Below are 18,927 nucleotides of genomic sequence, written 5' to 3' on the forward strand. Positions count from 1 at the left end.
ACCTTCAGGCAAGGGGGCAGCATGATTGAGCAGATTCTCGCCGGACTTCTTTCCGTCCTGACGCCCGAGTCCCTCGGGGCCATAGCCCTGGGCATTTTCACCGGCCTGATGTTCGGGGCCATTCCCGGCATTTCGGGCATCATGGCCATTTCCATCCTGCTGCCCATGACCTTTTACGTCAGCCCGCTGGTGGGCATCCCCATGCTGCTCGGCATTTACAAGGCCAGCATGTTCGGCGGCTCCATCACGGCCATTCTGATGAATACGCCGGGCGCGCCGCCCGCCGTGTGCACGGCCATGGACGGCTATCCCCTGGCGCGGCAGGGCAAGGCGGGCAAGGCGCTGAACGCGGCCCTGACCGGTTCGGTGTTCGGGGATACCTTCAGCAACATCCTGCTGATCTGCGTGGCCGCGCCCCTTTCCTACCTGACCCTGAAGATCGGCCCCGTGGAGCAGTTTACCCTGATTCTGCTGGCCCTGACCGTGGTGGGCAGCATTTCCGGGCGCTCCCTGCTCAAGGGCATGAGCTGCGCGGGATTCGGCCTGCTGCTGGCCACGGTGGGGGTGTCGGCCACCACCGGGGACATCCGTTTTACCTTCGGGCATGACGAACTGGTGTCGGGCATCGCGCTGATCCCCATGGTCATCGGGCTGCTCTGTCTGCCGGAGGTCATCCATCAGGCCCGCGCGGGCATCCGGCGGCAGGTTCTGGCTAAAATCGATTTGCGCGGCGAAAACGGACGCCTGACCTGGACGGAATTCAGGCGCAATCTGCCGTTGTTGTTCCGCTCGTCCATCATCGGTTCCATTATCGGAGCTCTGCCCGGCCTGGGCGTGACCCCGGCGGCCTACATGGCCTATTCCGAGGCCCAGCGGACTTCCAAGACGCCGGAAAAGTTCGGCAAAGGCATGGTTGAAGGCGTGTTGGCCCCCGAGGCCGCCAACAACGCGGTGACCGGATCGGCCATGATCCCCATGCTGACGCTGGGCATCCCCGGCGACGACGTCACGGCCGTGCTCATGGGGGCATTTTTCATCCAGGGCCTGTCGCCCGGGCCGAATATCTTTTTCGAGCATACCGAGGTGGTTTACGGCATTTTCGGCTCGCTGATCATCTGCGACATCCTGCTCTATGTCATTGCCAAAGCCGGTTTTAACGTCTGGATCAGAATCATTCAGTTGCCCAGGCATGTGATTTTTTCGGGCGTGACGGTCTTCGCCGTGGTGGGCGCGTACTCCATCAACCAGAGCCTGTTCGACGTGGTCTGCCTGATCTGCTTCGGCGTTCTGGGCTACGGCATGCGCCGCTTCGGCTACAGCGCCGGGGCCATGATCATCGGTTTCATTCTCGGACCGCTGCTGGAACGCGCCTTTGACCAGAGCATGACCATTTCCGACGGCAGTTTTTTGATTTTCGTGGAGCGGCCCATCGCCCTGGGCCTGCTGATCCTCACGGCGCTGTCCGTGGCCAGCGTGATCCATGTGCGGCTGCGCAACGCCAGGTTCGCGAAAATGGCCCAGAGCTGAAGGCGGCATCAGCCCCCCCCCGGCCCGGCCTGTTTCGATCCCGGAGTAGATTGACGGTAAAAATTAAACTGCTCCAACCCTCAACCCTGGAGACCGCTATGTTCAAGACTCTGCGAACGGCCCTGTGCGTTCTGGGCGCTCTTCTGCCGGCCGCTTTGCCGTCCGTGGCAACGGCCGGCAGTTATCCGGTCAAACCTATCCAGCTCATCGTGCCTTACGGGCCCGGCGGAGACAGCGACCTCACGGCCAGAGTCTGGGCCGAGTTCGCCAAACAGCGCCTGGGGCAGCCCGTGGTGGTGGTGAACAAGGCGGGCGGCGGCGGGCTGGCCGGAACCCTGGCCGCGGCCAAGGCCCGGCCGGACGGCTACACGCTCTATCTGGTCCAGGCCGGACCGGTGCTGATCCTGCCCCAGACCGCCAGCGCGGGCTATACCTTTGACAGTTTCGCCTACATCGCGCGGGTCATGATCGCCAATTGCGCGGTAGTGGTGCGTGCCGACGCGCCCTGGAAGGATCTCAACGAATTCGGCGCGGACGCCAAAACAAATCCCGGCAAGTATATCTTTGCCACGCCCGGCGCCACGGCCTGGCTGACCTTTGCCATGCGCAACTGGCAGAGCATTTCCGGCGCGCAGCTCAAGCAGGTGGAATACCAGAGCGGCGCGGAAACCATCAACGCGGTGGTGGGCGGCCATGCGGACATGAATTTCATGTTTCCCCAGACCTATGCGCCCATGGTCCGGGCCGGAAAACTGAAGATTCTGGCCATCGGCGCCAAAAGCAAGGACTTTCCGGACGCGCCGACCTTCGCGGATCTGGGCATCAAGGGCAATTATTTCGGTTGGGCGGGCATAGCCGCTCCCAAGGGCACGCCCAAGGAAATCATCGACAAACTCACCGCCGTCACCGAGGACATGAGCAAGGACCCGGCCTTTGCCAAGGCCATTGAAAACATGGGGGCCATGCCCGATTTCACCGCCGGTGAGGCATGGATGCGGCAGTTGAAGGAACAGCAGGCGGAAATGACTCTGGTGCTCCGAAACCTGAACATGCTCAAGAAGTAAAACCGGGAGGGGAGGGTGGGACAAGCCCGCCCTCCCGAGCCGGCCGATGACAAGGAAGAGGACATGCTGCCCATCAAGAATACTTCCATGCTTCAGAACACGGGCGATCCCCTGGTGCGGGGCCCGCTGCTGCGGATGGCTAATCACGCCCTGGCGGCGCTCAATTCGGAACGCCTGATCCCCTCGCTGGTCCGGCTTGAGGGCGACATCCTGCATGTGGGCGACACCGTCTGGAACCTGGCCGACTACCGGCGCGTGCTCGTGGTGGGCGCGGGCAAGGCGGGCAATCATATGGCCCGCTCCCTGGAAGGCATTCTGGGAGCCCGCATCAGCAGGGGCCTGGTCATTGTCAAACAGCTTGAGCCGGGGGACGAGCTTGCGCACATTGAGCTGGCGCTGGGCGGCCACCCCTATCCCAATGAAAGCGGTCGGCGGGCCACCCAGCGCATTCTCGACCTGCTGGGCGGCTGCGCCTCCGGAGATCTGGTGGTTTCGCTGATCAGCGGCGGCAGTTCGGCTCTGATGAACTGCCCGGCGGAAGGCATCAGCGTGGATGAGGAAAGCCGCCTCACCGAGCTCCTGCTCACGGCCGGGGCTTCCATCCTGGAAATCAACACCGTGCGGCGGCATGTCTCGGCCGTGAACGGCGGCCGCCTGGCCCAGCGGGTTTCGGCTTCGGGCGCGCGGATGCTCAACCTGATCCTGTCCGACCGGGTGGGCGACACGGCCGTGGGCACGCCGCGCGTGCCCGTGGCCTATACCGGCACCCAGATCGGCCTGGACCCTACCACCTTTCTGGACGCCTGGAACATTCTTGAGCGTTACAGGCTGCTCGCCGCCGCGCCGAATTCGGTACTGGAGCATCTGCGGCGGGGGCCGCAACTGACCGAGACGCCCAAAAGCCCTTTGCCGGGGGTGAGCAATTTTGTGATCCAGGGCCTGCCCGACGCCTGCGCGGCGGCCGTGGACGCGGCCCGCGCGGAACACTTGCCGGTGCATGTGCTGACCTCCGGCCTGGAGGGGGATTCGCGTCAGGCAGGCATGTTTCTGGCGGCCGTCGCCCGTGAGGTCCGGGACCGGGGCGAGCCCTTTGCCCCGCCCTGCGTGCTGGTGGCCGCCGGTGAAACCACGGTGCGCCTGAACGGCCCGGCGGGCAGCGGCGGCCCCTCGCAGGAACTGGCCCTGTCCTTCGCCAGGGAGGTGGCCGGTCTTGCCGGGGTGGGCATCGCGGCCATCGAAACCGAGGGCACGGACGGCCCCACGACGCTGGCCGGAGCCGTCACCGACGGCACCACCCTGGAACGCTGCCGCGCCGCGCGCGTGGACATTCTTGCGGCCCTGGACGGGCACGACTGTTGCCCGGCTCTGACCGCCGTGGGCGACCAGCTGGAAACGGGCAACACGGGCACCAATCTCTGTGATCTGAACATCATCTATATTGCCTGACGATCCGGCCGGGCGGACGGGAAAGAGCATGAAAAGTTACTGCATCAGCGGCATGAAGGCGCGGGAAGTTCTCAACAACAAGGGCTGCCCGGTACTGGAAGTGGATGTGCTCAGCGAGGACGGCCGCCTGGGCCGGGCCTCGGCCTCCTTCGGCATTTCGGCGGGCGCGCATGAGGTTGCCGTCGTGCGGGACGGCGGGCCGCGCTACGGCGGCATGGGCGTGCTGGGGCCCATCCGGCTGGTGGAGGAGCGGATTCTTCCGGCGCTCCGGGGTCTGGACTGCCGGGACCAGCGCGCCGTGGACCGGACCCTGCTGGAGCTGGACGGCACGCCGGACAAGTCCGCGCTGGGCGGCAACACCATCTGCAGCGTGTCCCTGGCCGTGGCCCGGCTGGGCGCGCTGCATCGGGAAGTGCCGCTGTATCAGTATCTCGGCGGCGCGCTGTGCGACACCCTGCCCCTGCCGCTTTTCAACATGATCAACGGCGGGCCTTATTCCGCGGCGCCCACGGATTTCCAGGAATTTCACGCGGCTCCGGCGGGCGCCAAAAGTTTCGCCGAGGCCATGCGCATGGGCGTGGAGGTCTTGCAGCGCCTGCCGGAAGTGATCAGGAAACGCCACGGCGCCGCGGCCTACCGGCCCGGCCATCTGGGCGGCATCGGCGCGCCGTCGGCGGACCCGCGCGAGGTGTTGGCCACGCTCTGGGCCGCCGTGGAAGAGGCGGGCTATGCGGACCGCTTCGTGCTCAGCCTGGATTGCGCCACCAGCCATCTTTTCGATCCGGAAAGCGGGCGCTACAACCTGAATTTCGGGCGGTTCGACACCACGGAGATGATCGACTATTTCACGGAGCTGGTGCGCGACTTCCCCATCTTCATGCTGGAGGACCCCCTGCATGAGGACGATTTCGAAGGCTTCGCCCGGCTGAACACGGCCGTGCCCACCCTGATCTGCGGGGACGACCTCTTTGTGACCAGCGTGCGGCGGCTGGCCGTGGGCGCGGCCCTCAACGCGGCCGGGGCCATGATTTTCAAACCCAATATGATCGGCAGCGTCAGCGAGGCCCTGGATGCCGCCAGATATGCCGTGGCCCACGGCATGGAGGTGATCCCCTCGCAGCGCGCGGCCACCTCGCCCGACGACCCCACGGCGGAACTGGGCTTGGCCGTGGGCGCGAGGCTGATGAAGGTCGGCGCACCCCAGACCGGCGAACGCACCCAGCAGCAGAATAATCTGATCCGCATCGAGGAAAGCATGGGGGCCGCCGCGCGCTTGATCAGCGGGGAGGAGGTGCGGCGCTGGCTGGTCCGTTAGAGCATTTCAACTTTGAAATGCTCTGATCAGCGCTTCCTTCGGCCAGGAGAGGGACGAGCCCCGGATCGCGCCGGGAAAACGGACGGTCTGTATTCATTGCCGAATAGAACGGCCTGCTCTATACTATGCGTGGTATGGCGGGCGCGGTGCGCGCCCACCGGGCACGGGCGGAAAAGAGCCCAGAGAAGGGGTAGGGAAAGGGTCATGGGAGCGGGATACGTCTTTACCAAGGAATCGCGGCCCACATTGCGGGACAGGGCCGTGCAGCAGATCAAGCGGGCCATTCTTTCCGGCAAGCTGAAATCCGGAAGCCGGCTTATTGAGCAGGAGCTTTCGGAAAAAATGGGCATGAGCCGCTTTCCCGTTCGGGAAGCCTTCGCCAGTCTGGAGTGCGAGGGACTGGTGACCATTGAGCCCTACAAGGGGGCGTTCATCAGCATACCGGACAGCACGGAGATCGTGGAGACCTACGAGATCCGCGAACTGCTGGAGGCCCACGCCCTGTCCCTGGCCATGCGCGGGGACGTCGCCGGGATCGCGGCCCGGCTGAGCGCCATCATCAGCGCCATGGACGCCGCCACCGAGCCCTCGCGCGAGGACTTTCTGCGCAACGATTTTGAATTCCACGAGACGCTCTGCCAGCTCTCCGGCAACAGCGTGCTCTATCGGACCTGGCTGACCCTTTCCACCAAAATCCAGATCCTGCTCAACGAAGAGTTGCACGTGGAATCCATGAGCCAGATGTGCAGAAATCACCAGCGGCTCTGCACCCTGATCGCTTCCGGAGATGTGGCGGCCGCGTCCGGGGAGCTGCGCGCCCATCTGCAACGCGGCAAGGCCAGCCTGCTCAGCCTGCGCCGGAACAAGGGAGACAGGGAAGGTTAGAGTTTTTTGATATTGAAAATATCCCAACGCTCCGTGCGGATTTTCCGTGGAAAGCCGCATCGCGAAATTATCGCAAGGCGAATGTACTTCGCCGTTAAGCGATAATTTCAAGCGCAAAATGCTCTAGCCCCCGGCAGGCGTTGCCGGAAAGCCTTGCCCGTCCAGCAGGGATTCCAGCTTGGCGAGTTCAACCGGCCGCGAGTAATAATAGCCCTGGCCCAGATCACAGCCCGTTTCACTCAGGATGTCCTGCTGCTCCTTGGTTTCGACGCCCTCGCAGACAATTTTGAGGCCGAATGTTTTGGCGATCTGGACAATGCCGCGAATGATCATGATGCTTTTGCGCTCGGTCAGGTCCCGCTGCACAAAGCAGCGGTCGATTTTGAGCACGTCCGCCGGGAGGTCCTGTAACAGGCCCAGAGAGGAATAGCCCACGCCGAAGTCGTCGATGGCCACGGTGAAGCCGCTTTCCCGCAGCTTGCGGTTCTGCTGGATGATGGCATCGGGATCGTCCATCAGGGCGCTTTCCGTGATTTCGATTTCCAGAAAGGCATGGGGGATCGCATGGCGGTCCGCAATGCTTTTCAGGCGCTCCGCGAAGTTTTCATCAATGAAATGCAGCCTGGAGAAATTGCAGGCAACGGGCACGACCGGCTTGCCGGAGTCAAGGCGGTTGCGCAGTATCTTGCAGACTTCCTCGAACATATACAGATCAATCCGCTTGATGAAGCCGTTGCGCTCAAAGACCGGAATGAAATAATCCGGGAACAGCAGGCCCTTTTGAGGGTGCAGCCAGCGGACCAGGGCCTCCGCGCCGAGAATCCTGCCCGATTTCAGATCGACCTTGGGCTGGAAATAGGGCACGAATTCCCGCTGGTTCAGGGCCTCGTGCATTGCGGATTCCACTTCAAGGTCATGACTGCGGCTGTTTTGCAGCAGGCGGAAGGTGTAATCCTTTTCGGAAAAGAGCACATGCTGGTCCCGGCCGTTTTTTTTGGCCTGGGAGAGCGCCAGGTCGGCCTGATAAATCAGTTCACGCGGCGTGTGCGGCTCTTTCCGTTCCCAGAGGATGCTGCCCATGCTGAGGGTGACGTGGGTGTCCGTGAGCGGCACGATGTCATGCCGCAGGTTCTGCTTCTGAATGTTCCGCAGAATGGTTTCCGCCACCTGGTTGATGCTTTCCGCGTCGGCGTCCGGCAGCACGATGACGAATTCCTCGCCGCTCAAGCGGCTGACCAGCCCCTTGCCCTTCGGCACGGCGTCTTGCAGGCAGCGGGCGATGCCCGCCAGGACCTGGTCCCCGGCCATATGCCCATAGGCGTCATTGAAGGATTTGAAGGCGTCGATATCCGCCATGACCACGCCCAGATTTCCGCTGCCGCGCGCAATGGCCTTTTCCAGGTATTCTTCCAGACTCCTGCGGTTGGGCAGCCCGGTCAGATAGTCCGTGGCGTTCAGTTCCGTGAGGCGTCGGTTCTGGGCCTGCCACTCGTTGTAGATCTTGTTGAAAACAAGGGCGAAGCCCCGCATTTCCCTGGAACCCTCGGGTGTCAGAAGAGCGGGAGCGCCTTTTTCGATTTTCCGCAGGCTGGTCAGGTAGCGGTTGAACGGCCGCAGCGTCAGGGCATAGAAGCAGAGCAGCAGAACGGCCAGCAGCGCCAACACCACGGCATTGGACACCTGCGCCGAGAAAAGTGCGTGTTCGGTGGCCGTTGCGGCCCGCGCCAGTTCCGCGTTTTTCCGGTTCTGAAGTTTCTGCCGGAATTCCTGCAGGTCGTCGCGAATGATCTGCTTGTTCTGCATGTAGATCGGGCCGAAGATGAAACTCATGGCGAGCACGGCTTTTTGGTCCGCCGAGAGTTGCGCCTCCCGGCTGTTCCGGCGGGCGGCGGCCAGCTCGGGCGGCATATCCGCTTTTTTCATGCCGATGCTTTCCGCCACCAGGCGCATGGCCCAGGCTTCCCTGGCCACAAGGTCGTCGGATGCCTTTTTGGCGGCGTTGACCAGCGCGCTTTCCTCGGCGGTCAGGTGCAGCGCCGCAAGCTGATCAAGGACCTTTTCCCGGCGTTTCAGAATGGTGACTTCATGCCAGTAATTGCGCAGATACTCCGCGTTTTTGTTGGCGATGAAGCGCCAGACTTCCTGGGTCAGGTAATCGGAGGCGTCCGCAAGCGTCTGGCTCTGTTCCTCGCTCAGCCGTCTGCTGCGTTCCACCTCCACCTGGTTTTGCACGCGCTCGTAGACGGTCCGCACTTCCCGAACCGAGAACAGTATGGCCAGAACGCTCAGAATGAGCAGAATGACGAAAAGAGAACGCATATCGCGCGGCCTCTCCTTTAGAACCGTTTGCGCTTGAAATTATTGCTTAACGACGAAGTACATTCGCCTTGCGATAATTTCGCGGTGCGGCTTTCCACGGAAAATCCGCACAGAGCGTTGAAATATTTTCAATATCAAAAGGCTCTAACGTCGAACACGGTGAGGCGCGCCGCGAAGACCGACCCGGCGGGCGGCTCGTAGGGCCGTGCCTGTAGCCCAAAAGGCGTATCGAGAGCAACACGGCGTGGATTCAGGCAAAAACCGCGTTTTTTGCCTGAATGACCCCTTTGAAACAATATATGTTTCAAAGGTAATCCGCTCTAAGTTCGGTTCCCCTGTCGGAGGAGCTACGGGCTGACGGTTTTGAGCACGATGACCCCGCCCACGATCATCAGCACGCCCAGAACCCGGCCCCAGTTCAGGGCGTCGCCGAACACGGCCACGCCGATCAGAAAGGTGCCCGCCGCGCCGATACCCGTCCAGACCGCATAGGCCGTGCCGATGGGGATATGCTTCTGGGCCAGGAACAGCAGCCAGCCGCTGGCAGCCATGCTCAGGACCGAGAGGGCGATGGCGGCCGCGCGCCAGGCGGGCGCGGTCTGGGCCAGCTTGAAGCCCAGGGGCCAGCCGATTTCAAACAGCCCGGCGGCGATCAGCACAATCCAGGGGTTCATGCCTCGTCTCCGTCCGGCATCGCGTCCGCGCCGGGGGCGGTCAGGCCCAGGCGGGCCAGGCGGGCGGCTTCCTGTTTGCGCTCGCGCGTGCCCATGGGCCGCCGGGATTCAAAATCCTCGCTGCATTCCTGCTGGCGGCAGAAGACCAGAAAGCCGGTGTGCGCGGTCATTCTGTCCTCGGGCCGCAGCCGGTCGGCCACGGGCTTCCAGCGGCGGATCAGGATTTCGCAGACCTCGGTTTCCGCGAAGGGACCCTGCTCCAGGCCCAGCAGGAGCTTGCCGACCTGATCCACCGTGGGCAGCAGAAAGCCAAGGCTCGCGCCGGGTTTCACGGCTTCGACGGCCTGTTTCAGATATTCCCAGGGGGTGCGCACGTCCAGAAAGAGCGCGTCTGCCCCGCTGACTGCAAAGCCTTCGGCCACATCCTGGTGGTGCAGCTCCACATTGCCGCCCACCCCGGCCCAGTCCAGATTGCGGCGGGCCAGGCGGGTGAATTCCTCGCGCGCGTCGTGGCTGACTACTTTGCCGGTGGGCCCGCAGAACCAGGAAAAGCCCACGGTCAGGCCGCCGGAACCGCAGCCCGCCTCAATGATGGTGCGGCCCGGCCCGGCCCCCAGGCGCAGGCAGATATAGGCGATGTCCTTGGCGTAGATGATCTGGGTCTGGCGCTTGATGCCCTGGAGGCGGTCAAAGAGCGTGGCCTCCAGCACGCGGATGGGAACGCCCAGCGTGGTGCTGGTTTCCGAACCGAAATCCAGGGCCGCTACCTGGGCGGCGGGCAGGGTGCCGTCGTTGCTGTGCCAGTCCCGGCCTTCTTCCAGCCGTTTGATGTAGCGTCTGCCCTTGGGGGTCACAAAGACCACTAACGAGCCGTAGGGAATCATGCTTTTCCTTTCTGTCGCAAAGCCGTGCGTCAATGCCCGGCCGTTACATTCCGTTACAGCGCCGTTTCGCCTGGAAGCGAAAATGCGACGGGGTTGTAGAAACAGACCTGGTTGCGGCCGGAGGTTTTGGCCCGATACAGGGCTTTGTCCGCGTATTCCGTCAACTCCTGATTGCTCATGGGGCTGCCCGCCTCGCGCAGAGCCACGCCGATGCTGACCGTCAGATGCGGGGCCACGGACGAGCTTTGATGCGGGATCCGGAGGTTCTGGATGCGCTTGCGCAAGCGTTCCCCCACAGCCAGCGCCTCGGCGGCGGAAACGCCGGGCAACAGCGCGCAGAATTCTTCGCCGCCGTAGCGGAAGGCTTGGTCCACGGAACCCCGCAGCTCTTCGAGCATGGTCCGGGCAACGGCTATGAGCGCGCTGTCGCCCGCCAGATGCCCGTAAGCGTCGTTATAGAGTTTGAACATGTCCACATCAAGCATGAGCAGGGCCAGCGGGCGGTCCCGGTCGCTTCTGGCCAGGCAGGCGTCGAAATGGCGGCGGTTGCCCGCGCCGGTCAGGCCGTCCACCAGGCTGAGATTTCTGAACCTGTCCTTTTCCTGCTCCAGCAGGCCGGAACGGGCGGAAAGGTCCGTAACATGCCTGCTCACCACGGGCAAGATATTGAGCATGTCCTGCAGTTCGCGCACGCGCACGGGCGGCAGGTCTTCCACGCGGCCTCCGTCGCGGATGCGCCGCAGAGAGCGCGAGGCCAGGGTCAGGGGCGAGAGGATGTAACGGTGCAGGACCAGGATGAAGACGCAGAAAATCAGGACAATGAGCACGCCCGAAAGGTAAAAGACGAAATGCGTGCGCCGGACCGATTTGCTGATGTATTCCATGGCCCAGTGGGTTGCTTCCGCCTCCTTCGACGAGGCGAGGTCGCTCAGTTTCCGTAAAAGCTGGTCAAACTGTTTCCATAGTTCACGGGCCTCCGTGTCGGCATCGGAATGGCGTTGCCGGGCCTTTTCCATAGCCCGGCGGCTTTCGCGCAGGGTGACGCACTGGGCGAGCGCCCGCGGAAGGGTTCCGGGCGCGGCGCGGAGTTTTCCGCAATAGGCAAGCACGCGTTCCGACACGCGCGCATCATCCTCCGAGGGCATGGCCTCATGCCTGTCCTCTCCGGCGTAAACGCCGAGGCGTGCCTCAGTCTGGACAAAAAGGCGCGCGGCTCGCGCCAGTTCCTCTTGCGCGCGGTCGCTGCGTTTTTTCACAGCATCCAGCGCGTACAGCAGGGACTTGGCCGAGGTTGCGTATTCCACAAAACGGGAATTGGCCTCAAATACCGACTCCGTGGCCAGCGCCAGCGCGTTGACCAGGGCATCCCGGCGTATCTCGGCGTCGGAGGCGTTGTAGACTGTTTCCACGTAGCGGCGCAGGCTCTCGATATTGATCAGGGTGCGTTGATTCTTGAGAATGCCCGGCAGATGGACCTGATTGGTGCTTTCGGCGGCGGTTTTGATTTCCTGGAGATTGTCGTCGACATACCAGTAGACGAGGGCCAGTAGGCAGACCGTGGGCAGAAGTGCCAGGGCGATGAAACGGTAAGTGCCGATCCGGTGGAACCTCTCGGCCCGTCCGTCGGAAGATCGTGGCGGGGGCGCCGCTGTTTCTCGGGTATCCATGCGCTGCGCGACAGTGCTCAATAAATGTTGAAGGGGAAATATTTTCTGGTGATGCGGTTGTACTCGCCGTTGACGCGCATGGTCATGAGGGCCTTGTTCAGAGACGCAGTCAGCTCACGGTCGCCCTTGCGCACGCCGATGCGGGCCAGGCTCAGCACGTCGTTGATCTGCAGAGGGTCTCCCACCATGCCGAAATCCTTTCCCGCCCGGCTTTTCAGGAAATCGTAACAGGCCAGGGCGTCGGCCAGCACCACGTCCACCTCGCCCCCGGCCAGCATGCCGAAAAGGTCCGCAAACGGCGCTTCGACCACTGTGGCCACATCCGACCATTCTTTCTTCAGAATATCCAGTTGCATGGAACCGGTCTGCGCGCCGAGCCGTTTGCCGCGCAAACCCTCCTTGGTGACCGGCAGGCCGGGCCGCCCGATGTAGATGGTGCTGGACCTGTAATACGGTTCCGTAAACTCCATGTATTGTCTGCGCTCCGGCAGGGCGGCCAGCCCGGCGATCATCACATCCAGCCCGCCACTGATCATCTTTTGCAGCAGGTCGTCGAACGGTTCGATGACGAACTCGCAACGGGCGTCGATCTGACGGCAGAGGGCTTCGGCCATGTCGCGGTCAAAGCCGGTGTGCTTCCCCTGCGCGTCCGTGAAGGCCATGGGCGGATAATGGTCTTCCAGGCCCACGCGCAACACGGCAGGCGCGGCTTTTTCCGCCCCGGCGGGCAGGATGCGCTCCCGAAGGAAAAAAGCGGCCAGCGCGCAGGCGCAAAGCAGAAGCGGGATGCAAACCCGGCGGCAGGGAAAAAGAGGCATGCGCGTTCTCCAGGAAAAGTGCGTTGAGAGCGGCGTATCAGAACATCTGACGCATCAGGTCTTCGCCGCCTTCGGAGGTGTCCACCACCGTGCCGTCCTGGGCGCCGGCGTCCGTGGCCGAAGCTCCCTGCAGGGGCATGTCCGCCCGGTAGGCGAAGCCGCCGGACATGACGATGCCCTCGGGCATGGTGAAGTCCTTGGGTTCGTACAACTCCTCCACCACACTGCGGTAATAGCGGAAGATGGGCGCGGCCGTGCGGCCGCCCTGTTCCAGGCGGCCCAGGGACTGCAACTGGTCGTAGCCCACATAGACGCCGGTGACCAGGTAGGGCGTGAAGCCCACGAACCATGCGTCGTGCTCGTCATTGGTGGTGCCGGTTTTGCCCGCGATGAAGCGGCCTTCGATCCTGGCGCGCGAGCCGGTGCCGGCATTGACCACGTTTTTGAGCAGCGTCGCCATGATATAGGCGTTCTGGGGGCTGACGGCCTGCCAGTGTTCCTCGTCCTGGCGGTAAAGTTCGCGGCCCTGGGCGTCCGTGATGGAGGTGATGATCCGGGGGCGCACGCCCAGGCCCTGGTTGGCAAAGGCCGCGTAGGCCTGGGTCAGGTTGAGCGGGGACACGGCCACCGCGCCCAGGCTCACGGAAAGCTCCTGCGGAAAGCTGGGCTCCAGGCCCAGAGCCTTGGCCCGCTGAATCACATTGGCGATGCCCACTTGCTGGGCCACGCGCACGGTGCTGGTATTGCGCGACAGGGCCAGGGCCTGATGCAGGGGCAGCTCGCCCTTGTAGTTGTGCTCGTAGTTGGAGGGTCGCCAGACCTCGTTGGTGTAGGGGTTCACGTAGACGAAAGGCGCGTCCAGCACGATGGAAGACGGCGTGAATCCGAAATCCATGGCTGTGGAATAAACCACGGGCTTGAAGCTGGAACCGGGCTGTCGGCGGGCCTGGGTGGCGCGGTTGAAATGGCTGTCGCCGAACTGGAAGCCGCCGATCAGGGCCACCACGTCGCCGCTCTGCGGCTCCAGGGAGGCCAGAGCCCCCTGTACGGCCGGTTCCTGCTGTAACAGCAGGGGAACGGGCGCGTTCTTTTTGACCTCGGCGGCGTCAAAGGGCACGGTCTGCTGTTCTTTGCGGCCCTTGGCGTTGGTTATGGTGGTTTTGCGCGGCGCGGCGGAAACCCAGATCAGGTCGCCGGGGCTGAGCACCAGCTTGGCGTCCTTGATTGCCGGGGCGTAGATGCCCGCCACTTTGGGATTGGGCTTGCGCGCCCAGGACATGTTGGCCACCGGGATGACGCCGGTATAGCCCTTGCCCAGGTTCACGCGGGCTTCCTTGGCGTCCACGGCGGTGACCACGGCCTTGACCCAGGACTCGCCCGCCAGATCCAGGGGCGTAAAGGAGCTGGCTTCCAGAAAGGCGTGCTGCTTTTCGGCATCCAGCTGTTCCAGGGGGCCGCGCCAGCCCTGGCGCTTGTCCAGTTCCTCCAGGCCGCGCCGCAGGGCATGGCCCGCGGCAGCCTGCTGGGCGGGCACCATGGCCGTGCGCACGGTAAGGCCCGCTTCATAGACGTAGTCCTCGCCGTACTTGCGGGTGTCCACTCCCAAGGCCTTGAGGTTATGCTCGGTGAAAAATTCGATGAGCAGACGGCGGGCTTCCTCCAGGTACCAGAGGGCGGCCCCGCCCTGGCCTTCGGGCATGCTCCAGTAGACCAGGGGCTCGGCCGCGGCCTGTTCGTATTCTTGGGGGGTGATCCATTTCAGGTCGCGCAGGCGGCCCAGCACGTACATCTGGCGGCCCTTGGCGGCCTCGGGATGGCGAAAGGGATTGTAACTGCTGGGGGCCTTGGGCAGACCGGCGATGACCGCGCTTTCGGCCAGGGTGATGTCCGAAGCGTGCTTGCCGAAATAGGTGCGCGCGGCGGCTTCCACGCCGTAGGCGTGCTCGCCCAGGTAGATCTGATTCAGGTAGATGGTCAGGATCTCGTCCTTGGAGAGATCCTTTTCCAGGCGGTAGGCCAGGATGGCTTCCTTCATCTTGCGCGTGTAGCTGCGCTCGGAGGTCAGCAGCAGTTGCTTGATGAGCTGCTGGGTGATGGTGCTGCCGCCCTCGCCCGCGCGGCCTTTGCGGAAGTTATTGATGGCCGCGCGCGCGATGGCCACCGGGTCCACGCCCATGTGGCGGTAGAAGGAGTCGTCCTCGGCGGCCAGGAAGGCCATGGGCAGAAAGCGTGACATGTCCTTGAGGCCGATGACGAAGCGTTTTTCATGGTAGAGGGTGCCCAGCACCGAACCGTCGCGGGCCAGCACCGTGGTGGCCTGCGGCGGGTTGTAGTCGGCGATGCGGGTGATGTTGGGCAGATCGCGGGAAGCCCAGTACAGGAGCAGGGCCGCGCCGCCGCCGCCCGCCAGACCGCAGACTAAAAAGATGCCCACCAGCCAGAGGGTGAGCTTTTTCCAGGAAAATCTGATCTTCATGGCAGGGCAGTACCGTTTTTTTGCCTTGGCGTAAAGGGCGGGTGGGGAAATCCGGGGTTAGAGCATTTCAAAGGTCATCTGCTCCGGGCGAAGCGGGCGCTGGTCAAAAAGCCGCCGCGCGGCTGGTTTCCCGCAAAATACGGACCGGTCAGGCAGGGCCGCTCTCTGCCGGAAATCCTTTGGGAGCTGAGCCGGGCGGGCAGTGCGGCCTGTTTCCCCGTGTCTGATTTTTCAAATTAGGCACGGGCTTGCGCAGCAACTACACGGCCATGAAGGCCATGTGGGCGCCCGCGAGCAACGGCACGCCCCAAAGCAGCCGGCGTTGGCCGTCGGGGGGCTCGTTGCAGGCCTCGGGCGAAGGAGCGTGGACAATAAAAAAAAAGCGGAAGGGATATCCCTTCCGCTTTTTCCGAAAATTGAAGCTCGGACTACACGCAACCGGTGGGCTTGGGCAGGCCGGCCATTTTGCAGGCGCCTTTGCCGGGGCCGGAGGGGAAGAGTTCGTACACTTCCTTCAGCTTGTAGCCGGTGTTTTTGGAAAGAATGCGCACCATGGGAGCGATGCCGTTCTTTTTGTAGTAGTCCTGCAGAAAGTCGAGGATCTTCTGATGATCAGGGGTGATCTCGGAGATGCCTTCGGATTCCTTCACATATTCCATCCATTCGGGGCACCAGTCGTCAAAACGCAGCAGGAAACCATCTTCGTCAACTTCAAAGCTTTTACCTTTATAGGTGATCTCAGCCATGCGTGTCCTCCTTGGACAGATATTGCTCAACTCGCCGGGACGATATGCCCTGGCGCTACGCCAGCCGGAATGTCCGACCCCGGCCGAATTCCGCTTGGAAGCGCGATTGAGAACCCAATCGCAATACACGAGCCCTTATGTCATAAAACGGTGTCGATGGCAAGCCCCGCGCACTTTTTTTCACGTCTCCCAGCACATTTGTCGGAAAAATTTGCTATATATTCCAAATAGCTATTTCAGATGGCGACGCGGCCCGGATCAAGCCCAGCCCTTATTTACAACGCCGTTGTTTCGCGGCGCGCCGCGCATGGTGAAGGCGCGAGAGCATTTCAACGTGAAACAGCCCCTAAACCAGATGCACTTCGTTGCGCGCCCAGTACAACAGATGGGCATGTTCCTTGACGTCGGCGATGACCGCTTCCTCGGCTTCGCGGTTTTCCATTTCGCGCAGACGCAGGAAGACCTTGCGGTTGCCTTCCTGATTGTTGGCCGAGAGCACGGAGAGTATCCGGGCCCCGTGCGCGCGCAGCAGGTCGAAGACGGGCTTCATGGCTCCGGGCTGGTTGGCGATTTCAATGCCCAGCTGGATGCCGCCCTCGCGTACGCCGGTAATGCTCACCAGGGCCTTGAATACGTCCTGGTCCGAAATGATGCCCACCAGGCGTCCGCTTTCCTCCACCACGGGCAGGCCGCCGAACTTGTTGTCCAGCATCAGCATGGCCGCTTTTTCCACGGTATCCGTGGGTTTGACTGTGAAGGGCCGGGGCGTCATAATATCTTTGGCCTTGAGTTCGGCCAGCAGGTAATGCATCTCATACATGTCGAGGGTAGTGGCCTTGGAAGGCGAGGCGTCCCGGACATCGCGGTCTGAAATGATGCCCACCACATGGCCCTTGTCGTCCAGCACGGGCAGACGGCGCACGCTGTTGTCGCGCATCAGCTTGCCGATTTTGAGCAGGGACGTTTCGGGCGTCACGGTAATCACTTCGGTGGTCATCCAGTTCTGTACGAGCATGCTTCCTCCCCTGGGCGGTTGAAATCGTTGGCGCGGGCGTGGCGGGCGGCCGGTCCGTGCGCCGGGAACCGTGTTCCCGGCTTTATCCATACACCAAGGGCGGGCTGCCGCACAAGCCCGCCACGGCGCGCCGCCCGCGGGCCGTATGCCTTTTTTCGGCGGAGGGAGTGGAGACATGGATTTATATCTGGATTGCGGCAACGGCATCAGCGGCGACATGACCCTGGCCGCCCTGGTCCATCTGGGGCTGGATATTGCCCCTCTGGCGTCGGCCCTGGCCCGCGCCGGTGTGAATTGCCGCATTGAGACCTGGCCCGAGACGCGCGTCGGCGGCCCCGGCAGGCGGGTGGACGTGAGCTGGGACGAGGTCCAGCCCCTGCGCCATCCGGCGGACATCGCGGCCGTCTTCGCCGTCCTGGATATGGGCGGCGCGGCGCGGCAACGGGCCTTGGCCGTGCTGGAGGCCCTGACCCTGGCCGAGGCCGAGGCGCATCAGATTCCGCCGGAAGAGGTGCATTTTCATGAGGTGGGGGCCATCGACACCCTGGTGGACATCGCCGGGGCCTGCTGGGGCCTGGAGCAACTGGGCGTGCGCCGGGTTACGGCCTCGCCCCTGCCCTGGTTTTCCGGCACGGTGCAATGCGCCCACGGGCTGATTCCGCTGCCCGCGCCCGCCGCTGCCTGGCTGATGCGCGGCAAGCCCGTGCGGCCCACGGACGCGCGCGAGGAATTGGTCACGCCCACGGGCGCGGCTCTGGTCCATGTGCTGGTGGATGAATTTACGGACGGCCCGCAGGGCGTGCTGTGCGCCCTGGGCACGGGCTACGGCTCGCGTCCGGCCCCGGGGGGGCTGCGGGCCTGGCTGGCGGAGCCCGCGCCCGAAGCCGTGTCGCACGCGCGGGGCGGCCGGGAACAGGTGCTGCAACTGGAGACCCATCTGGACCACCTCAGCGGCGAGGAGCTGGGCATGGCCCTCACGGCCTTGGCCGCGTCGCCCGAAGTGCTGGATGTGCTCTGGCTGCCCGGCATCGGCAAGAAAAACCGTCCCGCGGGCCTGCTGCGCGTGCTCTGCCGCCCGGAGGACGAGGAGGGCGTAAGCCTGGGCGTGCTGCGCCATACCCACAGCCTGGGCCTGCGGCGGCAATGCCTGGAGCGGCTGGTGCTGCCGCGCGAGGCGGCGGAGCTGATCGACGCGGGTGAACGCCTGGAAGCCAAGGCCTATATCTTGGAGGGGCGGCGCTACGTGCGCGCCGAGGCCGAGGCCGTCAAATCGGCGTCGGCCCGCCTGGGGGTGGGCGCGCCCGCCCTGCGTTTCAAGGCCTGAAGCGCGGGCCGGGCTTGCTTCCGCTTCGGCTTCAGCGTATGAGCGGGGTAAGGCATTCATGTCTTTTATTAGGAGGTAAGCAATGAAAATGTACGCTGTATGGCGGCCCTTGAGCCTGTGCGCCGTGGCCGCCGTCGTGTGGATGGCCGGAGGCCTGAGCGCCAATGCCGCGCCCGTCGCCGACACGGAAAATACCCCGGTCGTGGCCGGTCATGCTCTGCCCGGCAAAACCGTGGCGGACAGGGACGATGGTCGCAAGCGTGAAGATTTTGAACGTCGCCAAGACCGTAAACGCGAGGATTTCGAACGCCGCCAGGACCGCAAGCAGGATCAGTTCGACCGGCGCGGAGACCGCAAGGCGGACAAGCAGGACCGCAAATACGACCGCCGGGACGGTAAATATGATCGTCGGGACGACCGCCGCTATGACGGACGTCATGACCGCGACCGCTACGACCATCGCCGGGACGATCGCGACCACCGCCGCGACGGGCGCTATGACAAGCGTCGCGACGACCGGCGGGATTATGACCGCCGCGACCATCGCGGCCCCGGCCCCCGCCATGACGACCGCCGTCCGGACCACATGCGCACGCTGTAAAAAAACGAACTCGGATTCTTGAATCTGAATGTGAAAAGCGCGCCCCGTTTGCACGGAGCGCGCTTTTTCGTCATTAATTTCTCCGCACCGGGTTCAAGGTCGCCGGTTGCTTGCTTTATCCGTACGGCTCACACGTCCGCCTAAGGCTCGCCTTTCTTGGCAGAGA

General features: G+C 63.4%; 15 protein-coding genes. 7 read left to right on the top strand and 8 right to left on the bottom strand.

Annotated features, from left to right (window positions below; all coding sequences use genetic code 11):
- Window positions 1-21 precede the first annotated feature (21 nt).
- The 5 genes from HMPREF1022_RS08660 (at window position 22) to HMPREF1022_RS08680 (ending at window position 6,237) form a co-directional block, all read left to right on the top strand.
- Window positions 22-1,527 (top strand): tripartite tricarboxylate transporter permease, encoded by a 1,506-nt coding sequence (locus HMPREF1022_RS08660; RefSeq protein WP_009302813.1) that lies wholly within the window; start codon window positions 22-24, stop codon window positions 1,525-1,527.
- Window positions 1,528-1,625: 98 nt separating this feature from the next.
- Entirely contained in the window at window positions 1,626-2,591 is a 966-nt protein-coding gene (locus HMPREF1022_RS08665) for a Bug family tripartite tricarboxylate transporter substrate binding protein (RefSeq protein WP_008682226.1), read from the top strand.
- 63 nt (window positions 2,592-2,654) lie between these two features.
- Window positions 2,655-4,037, top strand: a complete 1,383-nt coding sequence (locus tag HMPREF1022_RS08670) for a glycerate kinase type-2 family protein (protein WP_232221580.1) — start codon at window positions 2,655-2,657, stop codon at window positions 4,035-4,037.
- Between the two features lie 28 nt (window positions 4,038-4,065).
- Entirely contained in the window at window positions 4,066-5,352 is a 1,287-nt protein-coding gene (gene eno, locus HMPREF1022_RS08675) for a phosphopyruvate hydratase (protein ID WP_009302815.1), read from the top strand.
- 204 nt (window positions 5,353-5,556) lie between these two features.
- Entirely contained in the window at window positions 5,557-6,237 is a 681-nt protein-coding gene (locus HMPREF1022_RS08680) for a GntR family transcriptional regulator (protein ID WP_009302816.1), read from the top strand.
- 123 nt (window positions 6,238-6,360) lie between these two features.
- On the opposite strand, the gene HMPREF1022_RS08685 is transcribed toward HMPREF1022_RS08680, so the two are convergent.
- The 8 genes from HMPREF1022_RS08685 to HMPREF1022_RS08720 form a co-directional block, all read right to left on the bottom strand.
- A complete protein-coding gene (locus HMPREF1022_RS08685; protein WP_009302817.1) occupies window positions 6,361-8,556 on the bottom strand; it encodes a putative bifunctional diguanylate cyclase/phosphodiesterase in 2,196 nt (731 codons plus the stop codon).
- A 347-nt stretch (window positions 8,557-8,903) separates the two neighbouring features.
- Complete coding sequence (locus tag HMPREF1022_RS08690; protein WP_008682217.1) at window positions 8,904-9,230, bottom strand: DMT family transporter; 327 nt, start codon at window positions 9,228-9,230, stop codon at window positions 8,904-8,906.
- Window positions 9,227-10,114: a tRNA (adenine-N1)-methyltransferase gene (locus HMPREF1022_RS08695; RefSeq protein ID WP_009302818.1), complete on the bottom strand. Its 888-nt coding sequence runs from the start codon at window positions 10,112-10,114 to the stop codon at window positions 9,227-9,229. The genes HMPREF1022_RS08690 and HMPREF1022_RS08695 overlap by 4 nt, the downstream gene beginning before the upstream one ends.
- A 53-nt stretch (window positions 10,115-10,167) precedes the next feature.
- Window positions 10,168-11,781, bottom strand: a complete 1,614-nt coding sequence (locus tag HMPREF1022_RS08700) for a GGDEF domain-containing protein (RefSeq protein WP_009302819.1) — start codon at window positions 11,779-11,781, stop codon at window positions 10,168-10,170.
- A gap of 17 nt (window positions 11,782-11,798) precedes the next feature.
- Window positions 11,799-12,599 (bottom strand): substrate-binding periplasmic protein, encoded by an 801-nt coding sequence (locus HMPREF1022_RS08705; RefSeq protein WP_009302820.1) that lies wholly within the window; start codon window positions 12,597-12,599, stop codon window positions 11,799-11,801.
- A 37-nt stretch (window positions 12,600-12,636) separates the two neighbouring features.
- Entirely contained in the window at window positions 12,637-15,075 is a 2,439-nt protein-coding gene (locus HMPREF1022_RS08710; RefSeq protein WP_009302821.1) for a penicillin-binding protein 1A, read from the bottom strand.
- A gap of 428 nt (window positions 15,076-15,503) precedes the next feature.
- A complete protein-coding gene (locus HMPREF1022_RS08715; RefSeq protein ID WP_008682206.1) occupies window positions 15,504-15,821 on the bottom strand; it encodes a TusE/DsrC/DsvC family sulfur relay protein in 318 nt (105 codons plus the stop codon).
- Between the two features lie 346 nt (window positions 15,822-16,167).
- Complete coding sequence (locus tag HMPREF1022_RS08720; RefSeq protein ID WP_008682205.1) at window positions 16,168-16,836, bottom strand: CBS and ACT domain-containing protein; 669 nt, start codon at window positions 16,834-16,836, stop codon at window positions 16,168-16,170.
- A gap of 175 nt (window positions 16,837-17,011) precedes the next feature.
- Here HMPREF1022_RS08720 and HMPREF1022_RS08725 point away from each other — a divergent pair, with 175 nt between their 5' ends.
- Complete coding sequence (locus tag HMPREF1022_RS08725; RefSeq protein WP_009302822.1) at window positions 17,012-18,160, top strand: LarC family nickel insertion protein; 1,149 nt, start codon at window positions 17,012-17,014, stop codon at window positions 18,158-18,160.
- Window positions 18,161-18,242: 82 nt separating this feature from the next.
- A complete protein-coding gene (locus HMPREF1022_RS08730) occupies window positions 18,243-18,761 on the top strand; it encodes a hypothetical protein (protein WP_009302823.1) in 519 nt (172 codons plus the stop codon).
- The last annotated feature ends 166 nt before the right edge of the window (window positions 18,762-18,927 follow it).

Origin of the sequence: Desulfovibrio sp. 6_1_46AFAA (genome assembly GCF_000224635.1) — a bacterium.
Taxonomy (GTDB): Bacteria; Desulfobacterota; Desulfovibrionia; order Desulfovibrionales; family Desulfovibrionaceae; genus Desulfovibrio; species Desulfovibrio fairfieldensis.

Excerpts from the sequence above, each read along its gene's own strand:
- HMPREF1022_RS08660 (WP_009302813.1), top strand. The coding sequence starts at position 22 with ATGATTGAGCAGATTCTCGCCGGACTTCTTTCCGTCCTGACGCCCGAG.
- HMPREF1022_RS08665 (WP_008682226.1), top strand. The coding sequence starts at position 1,626 with ATGTTCAAGACTCTGCGAACGGCCCTGTGCGTTCTGGGCGCTCTTCTG.
- HMPREF1022_RS08670 (WP_232221580.1), top strand. The coding sequence starts at position 2,655 with ATGCTGCCCATCAAGAATACTTCCATGCTTCAGAACACGGGCGATCCC.
- eno (WP_009302815.1), top strand. The coding sequence starts at position 4,066 with ATGAAAAGTTACTGCATCAGCGGCATGAAGGCGCGGGAAGTTCTCAAC.
- HMPREF1022_RS08680 (WP_009302816.1), top strand. The coding sequence starts at position 5,557 with ATGGGAGCGGGATACGTCTTTACCAAGGAATCGCGGCCCACATTGCGG.
- HMPREF1022_RS08685 (WP_009302817.1), bottom strand. The coding sequence starts at position 8,556 with ATGCGTTCTCTTTTCGTCATTCTGCTCATTCTGAGCGTTCTGGCCATA.
- HMPREF1022_RS08690 (WP_008682217.1), bottom strand. The coding sequence starts at position 9,230 with ATGAACCCCTGGATTGTGCTGATCGCCGCCGGGCTGTTTGAAATCGGC.
- HMPREF1022_RS08695 (WP_009302818.1), bottom strand. The coding sequence starts at position 10,114 with ATGATTCCCTACGGCTCGTTAGTGGTCTTTGTGACCCCCAAGGGCAGA.
- HMPREF1022_RS08700 (WP_009302819.1), bottom strand. The coding sequence starts at position 11,781 with ATGGATACCCGAGAAACAGCGGCGCCCCCGCCACGATCTTCCGACGGA.
- HMPREF1022_RS08705 (WP_009302820.1), bottom strand. The coding sequence starts at position 12,599 with ATGCCTCTTTTTCCCTGCCGCCGGGTTTGCATCCCGCTTCTGCTTTGC.
- HMPREF1022_RS08710 (WP_009302821.1), bottom strand. The coding sequence starts at position 15,075 with ATGAAGATCAGATTTTCCTGGAAAAAGCTCACCCTCTGGCTGGTGGGC.
- HMPREF1022_RS08715 (WP_008682206.1), bottom strand. The coding sequence starts at position 15,821 with ATGGCTGAGATCACCTATAAAGGTAAAAGCTTTGAAGTTGACGAAGAT.
- HMPREF1022_RS08720 (WP_008682205.1), bottom strand. The coding sequence starts at position 16,836 with ATGCTCGTACAGAACTGGATGACCACCGAAGTGATTACCGTGACGCCC.
- HMPREF1022_RS08725 (WP_009302822.1), top strand. The coding sequence starts at position 17,012 with ATGGATTTATATCTGGATTGCGGCAACGGCATCAGCGGCGACATGACC.
- HMPREF1022_RS08730 (WP_009302823.1), top strand. The coding sequence starts at position 18,243 with ATGAAAATGTACGCTGTATGGCGGCCCTTGAGCCTGTGCGCCGTGGCC.